The 14145-nt window shown below is 29.1% G+C and carries 13 protein-coding genes; all 13 read right to left on the reverse strand.

Going from position 1 to position 14145, the window contains the following annotated elements; translation table 11 throughout:
• Positions 1-35: 35 nt before the first annotated feature.
• On the reverse strand, positions 36-389 hold the full coding sequence (locus ACTG46_RS14545; protein ID WP_054271218.1) for a small basic family protein: 354 nt from the start codon (positions 387-389) through the stop codon (positions 36-38).
• A 98-nt stretch (positions 390-487) separates the two neighbouring features.
• Positions 488-1162, reverse strand: a complete 675-nt coding sequence (locus tag ACTG46_RS14550) for a DUF881 domain-containing protein (RefSeq protein WP_054271219.1) — start codon at positions 1160-1162, stop codon at positions 488-490.
• A gap of 4 nt (positions 1163-1166) precedes the next feature.
• Positions 1167-1865 carry a DUF881 domain-containing protein gene (locus ACTG46_RS14555; RefSeq protein WP_054271220.1) on the reverse strand — a complete coding sequence of 233 codons (699 nt, stop codon included), beginning with the start codon at positions 1863-1865 and terminating at the stop codon, positions 1167-1169.
• Positions 1866-1887: 22 nt separating this feature from the next.
• On the reverse strand, positions 1888-2628 hold the full coding sequence (locus ACTG46_RS14560; RefSeq protein WP_054271221.1) for a cell division protein FtsQ/DivIB: 741 nt from the start codon (positions 2626-2628) through the stop codon (positions 1888-1890).
• 269 nt (positions 2629-2897) lie between these two features.
• Positions 2898-4124, reverse strand: coding sequence for an undecaprenyldiphospho-muramoylpentapeptide beta-N-acetylglucosaminyltransferase (gene murG / locus ACTG46_RS14565; RefSeq protein WP_479923056.1), 1227 nt, complete (start codon positions 4122-4124; stop codon positions 2898-2900).
• 17 nt (positions 4125-4141) lie between these two features.
• Complete coding sequence (spoVE, locus tag ACTG46_RS14570) at positions 4142-5272, reverse strand: stage V sporulation protein E (protein WP_021385452.1); 1131 nt, start codon at positions 5270-5272, stop codon at positions 4142-4144.
• 51 nt (positions 5273-5323) lie between these two features.
• Complete coding sequence (gene murD, locus ACTG46_RS14575) at positions 5324-6679, reverse strand: UDP-N-acetylmuramoyl-L-alanine--D-glutamate ligase (protein ID WP_479923057.1); 1356 nt, start codon at positions 6677-6679, stop codon at positions 5324-5326.
• Positions 6680-6699: 20 nt separating this feature from the next.
• Entirely contained in the window at positions 6700-7665 is a 966-nt protein-coding gene (gene mraY, locus ACTG46_RS14580) for a phospho-N-acetylmuramoyl-pentapeptide-transferase (RefSeq protein WP_021385460.1), read from the reverse strand.
• 43 nt (positions 7666-7708) lie between these two features.
• Positions 7709-9082, reverse strand: coding sequence for a UDP-N-acetylmuramoyl-tripeptide--D-alanyl-D-alanine ligase (locus ACTG46_RS14585; RefSeq protein WP_054271224.1), 1374 nt, complete (start codon positions 9080-9082; stop codon positions 7709-7711).
• Between the two features lie 167 nt (positions 9083-9249).
• Positions 9250-11229 carry a stage V sporulation protein D gene (locus ACTG46_RS14590; RefSeq protein WP_054277280.1) on the reverse strand — a complete coding sequence of 660 codons (1980 nt, stop codon included), beginning with the start codon at positions 11227-11229 and terminating at the stop codon, positions 9250-9252.
• A gap of 11 nt (positions 11230-11240) precedes the next feature.
• Positions 11241-11588, reverse strand: a complete 348-nt coding sequence (locus ACTG46_RS14595) for a hypothetical protein (RefSeq protein ID WP_479923058.1) — start codon at positions 11586-11588, stop codon at positions 11241-11243.
• Between the two features lie 478 nt (positions 11589-12066).
• Positions 12067-13002, reverse strand: a complete 936-nt coding sequence (rsmH, locus tag ACTG46_RS14600) for a 16S rRNA (cytosine(1402)-N(4))-methyltransferase RsmH (protein WP_054271227.1) — start codon at positions 13000-13002, stop codon at positions 12067-12069.
• A 32-nt stretch (positions 13003-13034) separates the two neighbouring features.
• Complete coding sequence (gene lgt / locus ACTG46_RS14605; protein WP_054271228.1) at positions 13035-13778, reverse strand: prolipoprotein diacylglyceryl transferase; 744 nt, start codon at positions 13776-13778, stop codon at positions 13035-13037.
• Positions 13779-14145: the final 367 nt, after the last annotated feature.

The raw sequence follows: 14145 nt of genomic DNA on the forward strand, positions 1-14145 counted from the left end.
AGTATAAAATAATTTACATATATATCAAATGCTCTTTAATTTCTACGTTTTTTATTCATAATATCGCTAACAACATAACGTCTAATTATGGATAAATTATTAAATAATCTCATACCAAAAACCAATACAGCAACATAATAAAGAGAAACACCTAATTTTTCTCCTATATAAGTCAATAATATAGCTAATATAGCATTCCCTATGAAACCAGTAACAAAAATTACATTGTCATAGTTATCTTCAAAACTGGATTTTATCGCTCCAAAAATAGAATCCATTATTGCAAGAATAGCTACTGACATATATATGGAATAATCCATAGAATATGTAAATGGAATGTAGTAACCTACTACTACACCAAATGCTAATCCTCCTAAAACCCATATCATAAATCCTCACCTCTTTATTTTACTTTGAAACGCAAGTATATTACAATCCTTTTTATTAAATTTTCTTATTTTTTCTTTATTTTTTTATATTTTTCGCTTTATTTTGCGAATAAATCCACTTTATTACCATTATTTTCCAGTATTTTTATGTTGATTCCATATATCTCTTTAAGAGATTTAGCATATGATTCTGGAGAATTTATAGCAGCACTCAATAAATCTATATCTCCTATAGCTTTTATTATAAATGGTTGTCCATATGTAGTATCATTTACTGTAATAGTGGCTCCTGAACATTTTATCTTACTAGTTGATAGTACTCTTTCTCCATTTATAGAAATTGCTTTCGCACCAGCTTTTTTTAAATCATTTAAAACTCTTAAAATATCAATATCATGTATAATCAAGTCATTTGGATTCTGCCCATCTTTTAACTCTCTATCACTATCTTTCATAGTGACAGTTATACCTGGCCCTGTAACAGTTGAATAACCACTTAATTCTTTAACTTCCTCAAGCTCTTTTTTCATAAGTGTTTGGATAGATTCATTTCCATTCTCTTTTGCTTCCTTATATTCATTTAAAGTTTTTTTGTTACTTTTAAGTACTTCTTTTAAATGTTTTATTTCTTTCTTCGTATTTTCTATCTCACTTTCAATATTTTCAGTCTGACTCAATGTTATATACACTTTATTTGGGTCTAGTGACTTTATATAAGTTGATATGAAAATGCCTAATATGAACGCTCCTAATATAATCATTTTCTTTTTCATACTATTATTTCCTCTCCACTTTGTTTATATCACCATGGCCATCTATTTCTACATTTTCTTCCTTACTTACTTTTACCTTAGCATTATAATACGTTTCTATTTCCCAGACAATACCATATTTTATATTAAGTGCAGAAGCTAATGTATCAGAATCACCAATTGCCTTTATTATAATTGGTTCTTTTATGACAGTGTCATTCATGTAAAGCTTATCCTCTTTTAAATACATGTATGTATTAGAAACTATTCTCTGTCCGTTTATAGATATAGCACTTGCTTGTGCTGAATTTAATTTATTTATCATTGATAGTAATAAATCATAATTATATAATATACTATCGTTTTTATCAGAACTTCCCAAGTCTTTTGCAGAATTTATCTCAACTTTTATACCTTTTCCTTCAACATCTGTATATCCAGCCAAGGTCTCATATTTTTCTATTTCTGACTTAAGTATATCTTGCTCTCCTTCGTCATTTTTACCTCTATAAGTCTCTATATCTTTCTTCACACTATTAATTTCTGACTGTAAATCCTCTTTTTCTTTTTTTAGAGATTTGAGTTCTTCTGTAAGTTGTTCTCCTCTTTTAAAAGTTGTCATCCCTCTATTTTCTATATTAATAATTTTAAGTTGTAAACTAACAAGAACACCCAATACAATACTTCCTATGACTATGCTTTTATTTATAAATCTTCTTTTCAATATATCACTTCCTTACAATTGTCTATCCTTCAGGACTATACACAGCTAATTTTCCATAATTGAGATTTATAGTCCCTCCTTTTGTATTTTTATTTTGCAGGTCAATCAGAATTTTACTTACCCTAGATATATTATAATCTAAGTTATCATCATTAGAAAGTAAGATTTTTATATTACTTCTTGTAAGCATATCTACATTGCTTTCTTTTCTTAAGTTTACATAATTTATTTTTCTATAAAGTCCTTCTTCTTTTAAAGAATTTAAAGTTTTAAATACGTTCTCTTTAGTTTTATAATTTTTAAATTTTATTGTTTTATCATCATCAACACTATAATCAACATCTACTATTAAATCTTTTTTACTTTCATTAGAACCCCTAAGTTCCTCTAACAAGTTACCTTTCTTATCTATATAACAATAATTGTCTACATTCTTTAATACTGCAAATATTTCTTTTTCTTTTAAACTTATAATTATTTTATTTGGAAATTTTCTTTTTATTTCTACATTTTCTATATATGGATTTTTCATAAGTTCATTTTTCATATCTTTAAAATTATATGCAAAGATGTTTTCATGTGTATTTATATTTAGTTCTTTCATTATATTTGATTTAGTCACTCTCTTATTTCCTATTACATCTATTTTCTTTACATCAAATAAATCACTTTTTACAATCATACATATCCCAAAGGATAGCATAAGTATAAATACTAAAACTATCATGACATTATTCGTATTTAACTTCCTTTTCTTTTTCAAATATAATCAACCCCTTTGGTTAATAAATACACCTTTAGAGCTTATTTTCCCTACAAGAAAATTATAATATTTAAAGTCAAATTTTTTCATTTTATTACAAAACATCTAAATAAAATATAAATAAATATAAATAAATCAATACTTCATCAAAATAAATACAAAATACTATATACATTTCATACCTTTAAATTTGTGTACATACAAATAAACCCCTAATTTATAATAATTTAGAAAATCTAATATATTATAAATTAGGGGTAAATATTGATTTACCTTTTCTTTATTCCTATCACTTTAGCCTGACCTTCTATACTTGGAGTTGCTTCTTTTTTTATTTCTTTTACTTCTTCAGCAACTTTTTCTTTTTTTGTTTTTTTAGATGAGGACTTTTGTGTTGAATTATATACTTTTATTATCTCATCGTATATAAGGTCTATGGCTTCTGGTTTCCCTATAGTTTTGCTTGCATTTGCCATATCAACTAAAAGTTCTCTATCTCCTAAAAGTTTAAATACTGCTGTATTTAAGCTCTCTGGAGTTAGATTTTTTTCTAAAATTGCAATTCCTGCACCTTGCTTTTCTATACTTTTAGCATTATACTCTTGATGATTTTCAGCAGTATATGCTTTAGGTATTATTATAGATGGCTTTCCAAGAGCAGTTATTTCAGCTAATGAAATTGCTCCTGCACTACCTATAACTAAATCGCTTGCTGCAAGTGCATTTGCCATATCTTCTAAGTAAGGTACAACCTTTTGGTATGGCTTAAGATTTACATCACCGATACTTTCCATAAACTCATCATAATAGCTTTTCCCTGTTGCAAATATAAAAGCTATATCTTCATTCACCATGTTCTTTATCACAAGTCTCATTGCATCATTTATTTTTCTTGAGCCTCCACTACCACCATAGCAAAGAACCATTCTTTTTTCTTCACTTATTGCAAGATTCTTTCTTGCAATATTTTTTCTTGATAATAAAATTTCTTTTCTAACTGGATTTCCTGTAAAAACTAATTTATCTTCTGCTGTCTCTGGAAATCTTTTATGTGAATCTTCAAAACTTGTAAGTACCTTTGTAACTGTTTTAGATAGAATCTTATTAGTTACACCAGGAAAAGAATTTTGCTCATGTATTATGGCTGGTATTTTCCCCATAGATGCATTAAATAAAACAGGTCCACTAACATATCCACCAGTTCCTATAACTACATCTGGTTTAAATTTCTTAACAATCTTTCTTGATTGTTCTAAACCTTTAAAAAGCTTAAAAACTCTTTTTACATTATCGAAGTCTATTTTTCGCTTAAATCCTTGTACTGTTACAGTCTTTAATTCAAATCCATACTTAGGAACTATTTCTGATTCTATTCCTTTTTCCGTCCCAACAAAAATTATCTCAGCGTCTGGATGCTCATCTCTTATTTTGTTAGCAATAGCTATAGCTGGATACACATGCCCTCCAGTTCCACCGCCTGATAATAAAACTTTCATCAAATCATCATCTCCTGTTAATTAATTTTGACATGCTTTGAGATGTTTAACACTATACCTATAGCTCCCATAAAGATGGTGAGCGAGGTTCCCCCATAACTTATAAATGGTAGTGCTACACCTGTAGCTGGCATTGATGATGTTGCAACTGCTATATTTAAAGCTGCTTGTATTCCAATTTGTGCCCCTATACCTATGACAACCATACAAGCAAATACATTAGAAGTCTTCAAAGCTATTCTTACACATCTGTAGACTAAGGCTACAAATAGCATAATAACTATTATACAACCAATCAATCCTAACTCTTCTCCTATTATAGCAAATATAAAGTCATTTTGTGGCTCTGGTATATAAAAATACTTTTGTTTACTCTTTCCTAAGCCTAGACCAAACAATCCACCTGAACCAAGTGCATATAAACCTTGTATTACCTGATACCCCTTACCAAGAGGGTCTTGGAAAGGATCTAAAAACGATGTAACACGGCTAAGCCTATAAGGTTCAGCAATTACTAATGCAGCAAATAAAGCAGCCCCACTTCCAATCATAGCAAATACAATTTTCATATCCATCCCAGCAACAAATATCATTACAAATGTAACTAGAATTACAGTACCTGCTGTTGATAGATTTGGCTGAAGTATTATCAACGCAAAAAATATCCCTGGAACTACGAGAAGTGGTACAACACCTTTTGTCAAAGATTTTATCTTATCATAATTTTTCTCAATTAATTTTGCAGTTAATATTATTGTAGCAAACTTAGCTATTTCTGCAGGCTGAAATGTTAAAGCACCTATTCCTAGCCATCTTTTTGCTCCGTTTGCTTCTATCCCTAAAGGGGTTAGAACTAACAATAATAATACTACTGCTATAGCTCCAATTGCTGTAGCATTTTTCTTCCAAAAACTATAATCTATCCTTGATGTAATAATCATAACTATAAACCCAAGTATAGCATATATTACATTCTTTTTTAGAAAATAGTACGCATCATTGTGTTTAAATGAAGATTGTATAAAACTTGCACTAAACACCATAACTATTCCTACAAATACTAAAAGCATAGTAGTATAAAATACTACTCCATCAAATTCAGTCTTCATCCTTATGTCAATTTGTTTTTTCAAATTTTCTTTAGGCATCCAACTAATATACCTCCATTCTTCCATTTAAGTAAGTTTAGAGGTAAGAGATTATTTTAAATTGTTTACATTATCTTTGAAGTCTTTTCCTCTTACTTCAAAACTTTCATACATATCCCAACTTGCACAAGCTGGTGAAAGAAGCACTATATCTCCACTTTTTGAAATCTCATGAGAAGTCTTAACTGCTTCTTCCATATCTTTTACTATATGTATGTCATTAAATCCTTTATTTTTGGCACAATTTTCTATCTTTGATGCAGTTTCTCCTAACAAGACTACTGATTTAACATATGACTTTGCAGTTTCAAAAAGTTCATCAAAATTACTGCCTTTATCCATTCCTCCTGCTATAAGTATTATAGGTCTATTGTAAGACTGAACAGCTTTTATAGTAGAGTCTGGATTAGTTCCTTTTGAATCATTTACATATATTACATTGTTTAAGTTTCTTACAAATTCCTGTCTGTGTTCAACTCCTTTAAATGTCATCAATACATCCTTTATGACTTCTAAGTCAACATTACAGACATACGCTATTGCTATAGCTGCCATACAGTTTTCTAAGTTATGACCTCCAGGTAAACTTACATCATCTTTATTTAGAAACTTGATTTTATCATCTATATCTATTATTATGTCATTATTTTCTAAATATACTCCTCCATTTACTTTTTGAGTTCTTGAAAAGTAAATTACTTTAGCATTACATTTGTCAGCCATACCTTTTACTATCTCATCATCATAATTTAATATGCAAAAATCCTCAGCAGTTTGATTCATAAATATATTTGCTTTTGCTTCTATATATTTTTCCATAGTGTGATGTCTGTTTAAATGGTCTTCTGTAATATTTAATATAGCACTTACTTTAGGTCTAAATTCATCTATGCTCTCAAGTTGAAAACTGCTTAGTTCAGTTACAAGCACAGACTCTTCATTTGAAGTTTCTATAGTATCTATTACAGGATTTCCTATATTACCAACTACATATGTATCTCTTTTTGCTCTCGAAAAAATTTCTCCTACCAGGCTAGTTGTAGTTGTCTTACCATTTGTACCTGTAATCCCTATAAAAGTTGGATTATTTGATAATTTAAAAGCTAATTCTACTTCACCAATTATATACTTGCCTGAATTTTTTAATTTCAAGATAAATGGAAGGTCTAGTGGTACTCCTGGAGATACTACTACCATATCTATGTTATCTACATCCTCTGGATGATGTCCTAATATGTATTCTATGTCATTTATAGATTTCAATTCATCAAGTATGTTTTTCAATTTATTTTCATCTTTAATATCATTCACTATTATACTTGCACCTAATTTATCTAAATGTTTAATTGTAGATATGCCAGTTTTCGCAAGTCCTACTAATAAAACTTTTTTTCCTTTTAAGTTCATTTTTAATTCCCCCTAGACCTCTAAAATACTGCTATTATACTTATCCAAGCTAAAACAACTGTGATAATCCAAAAAACGAATACAACCCTTGTCTCTGGCCAACCACATTGTTCAAAATGATGGTGTATTGGAGCCATCTTAAAGAATCTCTTTCTTGTCGCTTTAAAATATCCAACTTGAATCAAAACTGATAGAGCTTCTGCAAAGTAAATTCCTCCAATTATAGGTATTATAAGCACTGAATTAGTTAGAACTGAAAATGCTACAACTGCACCACCTAATGCCATTGAACCCGTATCTCCCATAAATACCCTCGCTGGATATGAATTAAATCCTAAAAAGCCTAAACATGCTCCAACAGTTGCTGCTGCTAAAACTGCAACTTCTGTGTTTCCAGCAATAGAACTTGCAAATAGCATAAAAAATACAGAAACTATTAAAGTTACTCCTGATGCCAATCCATCTAATCCATCAGTTAAATTCACAGCATTTACTATTGCTACGATTATAAACATCATTATTGGTATATATAATATTCCAACATTTATTACAAAATCTGTAAATGGTATCATAAGTTGTGAAGCACTTGATGATGATGTATACTGATAAAAAGCAACATAAAAAGATAATGCAACTTGAAGGATTATTTTTTGATATGCTTTTAATCCAAGTGATCTTTTTAACTTTATTTTTATAAAGTCATCTAAAAAACCAATAAAACCAAAACCTGCAATACATATAAGACCTACTGCCATATCATGACTAACTTTTACTCTTGTAAGTCCAGTTATTAGAATTGCCACTATCATTATAATTCCACCCATAGTAGGTGTTCCATTTTTTGCTAGATGTGTTTGAGGTCCATCATCTCTAACCGTCTGACCAAATTTAAATTTTCTAAGCATTGGTATAAATATTGGTCCTATTATAATTACTATTAAAAACGCAATCAATGCGGTGTACGTAAGCTCTGTTATTCCTAACATCGTAAAACTCCTCTCCCTTGTCAATCAACTCATTAGTTTAAGCTTATTTATTTAGATATTCGACTATTTTTTCTAATCTCATGCCTCTTGAGCCTTTTACTAAAATAGTGTCTCCTGTTTTTACTAATTCATCTAACTTGTTAAGTACTTCTTCTCTATTCTCAAAGTGATATATATTGGCTGTATCAAATCCTAATTGTTTTGCCTCTTCTCCAATAAACACTGAATTTTCACCTATAGTTATTATAACATCAGTATTATTCATAGATGATTTTCCTACTAATCTATGACCATACTCTGAAATTTCACCCATTTCTAATATATCTCCAAGTATTGCTACCCTTCTACCTTTATATCTTCCAAGTATCTTTAAAGCAGCATCCATAGAATCTGGACTAGCATTATATGAATCATTAATTATTGTTAATTTTTCATTCTTTATTATGTCTAGTCTCATTTTTGTCCCTTTAAAATTTTTTAAACCTTTTTTTATATAATCTAAAGAAATATTTAGACACATTCCAACCAATATTGCAGACATAGCATTATATATATTATGTTCTCCTATTGTTGGTATAAATATTTCCTCTTTTTTTCCATCTATAACGCATATAAATGTAAGACTATCTTCTTCCATAGTATAACTTTCACAATAAATATCATTGTTTTTGTTGAATCCAAATGTTTTTAGTTTATACACATGTTCTTTTTCTCTTAATGTAGATAAAAACTTATCATCTCCATTTACAATTAAAGTATTTGTTTCATCAAAATTAGAAGTGATTTCCATCTTTGCTTTTAAAATACCTTCTTGTGAACCTAGTTTTTCTACATGTGATAATCCTATGTTTGATATTACTGCAATTTTGGGATTTACTATATCTACTAAATATTTTATTTCATTAAATCCAGACATTCCCATCTCTATTACAGCACACTCATGTTCTTTATTTAGATTAAATAAAGTCAATGGAACTCCAAAATGATTATTTAAGTTCTTTTCATTTTTTAATATGTTTAGTTTTGCGGATATAGCAGAATATATCATATCTCTAGTCGTAGTTTTTCCTACACTACCTGTAACACCTATAAATGGAATATTAAATTTTTCTTTATAATATCTTGAGATATCTCCTAGAGCTAAAGATGTATCTTTTACCTCTATTAAATTTATATCCGAACTTTCTAATTTTATTCCATTACTTTCACTTTTTATAAAAGTTTTGCATCCACTATCATATGCAGACTTCATAAATGTATGCCCATCTAAATTTTCTCCAACTATGGCTACAAATGCATTTTGGGCATTTGCTTCCCTGCTATCTATAACTATATCACTTACACAGTCATTATAATCTCCATATATTAACTTCCCATTAGTTGCAAGTACTAACTCTTTTATTGTTAAGCACTCCATTATCAAACTCCTCCTTTAAAACCTTTAGTTATATTGTCTTAGCAACAAAAGGCAATGTATACCGTTATATATACATTGCCTACGATAACTCTTAACTTTATAATTATATACTATATTTCTGTTTTTTTGAAGATGTTTATGGGTATATGTTAATTATCTGTTACTTTTTACTTCTCAAAATATAGTGTTATACTTGAATCCTCATTAACTTTTACTCCAGGTTTTGGGAATATATCTTTTACCTTTGTATTCTCTGGAAGCTCTATATCTGTATCTAAATCTGGTTTTAACTTAGCATCTTCTAAAGCCTTCACAGCATCACCAATTTTTAGGTTTCTTACATCTGGCACTTGAACCTGTTTCTTTTCATATTCAGCTTTCTCTTCTTCTTTATATACAGGTTTAACTCCTAAATATTTTAAGGAATCGTTCATTATTTCTTTTACTATTGGCCCTGCTGTAGTACTACCAAATGCACTCACTCCTGTTGGCTCGTCAACAATAGCAAGAACTACAATTTGTGGGTCATCACAAGGTGCTATTCCAACAAATGAACATATATATTTTCCCTGTGCATACTTACCATCTATAACTTTTTGAGCTGTACCAGTTTTTCCACCAAGTCTGTATCCTGGTATATACGCTATCTTTCCTCCACCTTCACTTACAACTGACTCTGCAATTTCTAACATTTTCTTAGATGTCTCTTTAGATATAACACTTCTTACTTTTTTTGGCTTTACTGTTTCAGTTATATTACCTTTATTATCAGTATAAGATTTTACAACTCTTGGTTGCATTAAATCTCCGCCATTTGCTATTGATGATATAGCTGTTATAAGTTGTATTGGTGTCACTGATATAGATTGACCAAACGATATTGTAGCCAATTCAACTGGACCTACATTTTTCTCATTATACAGTATTCCTTTAGCTTCTCCTGGTAAATCGATACCAGTCTTATCCATAAGACCAAAAGATTCTATATAATCATACATTTTTCCAACACCCAATCTACTTCCTAACTCAACAAATACAGGGTTACAAGAGTTTTGTACTGCTTGTTTAAACTCCTGTGTTCCATGAGGTCTATAGTGTCTCCAACATTTAATCTTTCTTCCTCCAACAGTTACACTACCTGTACATGTGAATTTTTCACCATCTTTAATCACTCCTTCTTCAAGTGCACTAGAAGATGTGATAAGTTTAAATGTAGAACCTGGCTCATATGTATCACTTACTGCTGGATTTCTCCACATTTGATAATAACCTTTTATTTTCTCTTTATCATTATATTTTTCAAGTTCTTCTTGATAATATGGATATATTGGTGTTCTCGAATCATTAGGGTCGTAGTCTGGTTTTGATGCTAAAGCAAGTATGTCACCAGTTTTAGGATTCATAGCTATTGCAGTAACCTTTTTTGCATTATTTATCTCATAAGCTTTTTGTACTGCTTTTTCAGTATAGTGTTGAATTACCTCGTCTATAGATAAAACAAGTCCATTCCCTTGAACAGGTTCATAATACTTTTCCATTCCTTGTGGTATTTCTCTTCCTGAAGCATCAGTACTCACTATCAATTTTCCAGGCTTTCCTTTTAATTTTTTATCATATTGCATCTCTATACCAGATATACCTGTTGCATCTGAAGAAGTATGTCCTAGTACATATGGTGCAAAGTTTCCATATGGATAATATCTTTGATTATCTTCTGCTACCCATATTCCACCCAGTTTAGCATCTCTTATTTGGCTTGCCTTATCATCATCTATCCATCTTTTGACTTTTACAAGAGCCATATTTTTTTTGCTTATTAAAGCGTAAATGTCTTTATAATCTTCATCTAAAATGTCAGCTACCTTTTGTGCTGCTTCCTTTTTATCCTCTACTTCTACAGGTTTGCACCAGACAGTATACTTAGTTACACTTACTGCTAACTCTTTCATATTTCTATCATATATAGTTCCTCTTTTAGGTTCTATTGGTATATCTCTTGTTTGTTGTTCTAATGCTTTTGTACTTAACCAGTTACCTTTCATAAGTTGTAGGTATCCAGTCCTAATAACAAGGCAAAAAAACAATGCACATGCTAGAATAAGAACGAGTACCAGTCTTTTTTTACTTATCCTCTTTACTTTTCTCAAATCTATTCCCCCTAGTTATCCACATCTATATACTTTATTTGTCCATCTTTTGGATAGTCCATATTGAGCAATTCTTTTGCCTTTAGCTCAATTTCTTTTATCGATGTTTTTTCAGTTTCTTTTGCCTTTAGTTCTTCTAGTACTATCTCTTTTTTTCTTAAATCTTTTTGTAAATAATAAATGTCATACTTCATTTCTGAGATTTTTGAATAACCACATAGATTCAATATTATTACTGTAAAGGTTGCAATCAATAAAATATATTTAGCCCCTATTTTTTTATTATTTCTCTTTTTATAATTATTCTTTTTCTTATTTTTATATTCATTTAGATTATGTATTTTATAATTTTTTTTCAAATTATCACCCCGATAATATAGATTTTAAATTTTCCTCTATACTATATTTGTTATTAATCATATCTCTTCCTCTAAAATTCCATCGCTAAATTAATACACTAATACACAATCTAATTGTACTTTTTTCTATACACAACAAAATAACCTATAAATTCACTTATACTCTTATATTGAATCTATAGGTTATTTACTAATTTTTATTTATTTTTATTACTTATACTATATTCAGATAATCTTTTCCATAAGTACAATATGTAACTAGTTTATCTATTTTTTATTAATAATCTCTTCATTATATTATATATCTCCATATTTTTATATCTCAATCTTAATCACTTATATCAATAACAGAAATATGCCTTATAATATCAATTGTTTCACAATTACCTTCTAATACTACACAATTTATCATACTTTTTAATTGCTTATAATAGCTCTTCTTTACATAAACTTACTTTTTAATCCTAAATTGTATAAGTTATATTTTTTCTGCTACTCTTAACTTAGCACTTCTTGAACGTGGATTTACTTCTATTTCTTCATCACTAGGTAATATTGGTTTTCTAGTTATTATTTTTACCTCAGATTCTTTGTCACACTGACATATAGGTAAATGTTGTGGACATATACAATCTGATGCTAGATATTTAAATGCATTCTTTACTATTCTATCTTCTAATGAATGAAATGTTATTATACATATTCTTCCACCTTCATTCATTATAGAAGAAGCATCATTTATCATCTTCGTAATTACTCCAAGTTCATTATTTACTTCTATTCGTATAGCCTGAAAAGTTCTTTTAGCTGGATGAGGTCCATCTATTCTAGCTTTTTTAGGAATAGCTTTTTTAATTACATCTACCAATTCACCTGTAGTTTCTATTGATTTATTTGCTCTTTCTTCAACTATAAATTTAGCTATACGTTTAGCCCAGTTGTCTTCTCCATAATCTTTTATTATCTTAGCAAGTTCATCTTCTGTATAAGTATTTACAACATCATATGCAGAAAACTCACATCTAACATCCATCCTCATATCAAGTGGTGCATCTTGCATATAAGAAAAACCTCTGTCTGCTTCATCAAGTTGATGAGATGATACTCCTAAATCTGCCAACACGCCATCAATCTTGTAAACTCCTATTTTTTCTAATTCCTCTTTTATATTTTCAAAGTTGCTATGAACAAACTTTACTCTATCTTTATATTCGCTCAATCTCTCTCTTGCTGTGTTTATAGCATTTTTATCTTGGTCAAAGCCTATAAATAATCCCTTATCTGATAGTTTTTTTACTATCTCTCTAGAATGACCTGCTCCTCCCATAGTACAATCTACATACACTCCATCTGGCTTTATCTTTAAATTTTCTATACACTCATTTAAAAGAACTGATACATGATGAAATTCCATAGTTACCTCCCTTAAATTCACTATTTAAACTATTATTCACTAATATTTTTTTTATTTTTATTTGATAAATAAATATGTGCAATTATACCACCAATCACTCCAACTAGGCTTATAACTTGTGCCATTCTAAGTGGTCCTAACATTAAGCTATCAGTTCTTAATCCCTCTATAAAAAACCTTCCTATTGAATATAAAGTTATATAAGTAACTATAACTTGACCTTCATACTTTTTATTTTTTCTAAACAGCAATAAAACTATAAATATACCAAAATCCCATATAGATTCATATAGAAAAGTTGGATGTACCTTTACTCCATCTACCATTATTCCCCAAGGTAAATTAGTAACACCTCCATGTGCTTCTCCATTAATAAAATTTCCCCATCTCCCTATAGCTTGTGCTAAAGGCATTCCAAGTATAACTGTATCAGCCATTTTTAAGAAGTTAATGTTTTTAACTTTAGTGTATATATACCCAGCTAATATTCCACCAATTAAACCTCCATGTATAGCAAGTCCACCACCTCTAAAATTAAAGACTTGAGATATATTTTGAGCATAATAACTCCAATTAAATACTACATAATAGATTCTTGCACAGATTAGTCCTGCTGGAATTGCTATTATAGCTATATTTAATACATCATCTTCTTTAATTCCTACTCTTTTTGACTCTTTTATTGCAATTAAAGTTCCTAGAATCATTCCACATGCCATAAGTATTCCATACCACATTATGTCTATTCCAAATAGTGTAAATGCCACTCTATCCATAACTCCACCTCTTCGTATTAATTAAAAATATTTCCAAAGCAATATACTTATCTTTACAATTAATTGTAATTATACTAAATTATGATAACATATTAATGTTAATTCTACAAAAAATATTAAAACTAATTCTACAAATACTCATAATATATTACATATATTATACCAATATGATTACTATAAAATTCTTTAAAATCAAAGAGATTGGCACATTTATGCACCAACCTCTTATACATTTTTATATACTATTCTTAAATTTTTCAACTTAATTTACATAAATATATTTTATAAATTTATTTCTTATTTAAACAAGATAAGTATTCAAACTAACAATTTAATATTTATCTTGTTATTCTTATTATAAGTAAAT

The sequence above is a fragment of the Clostridioides sp. LIBA-7678 genome (assembly GCF_056716065.1).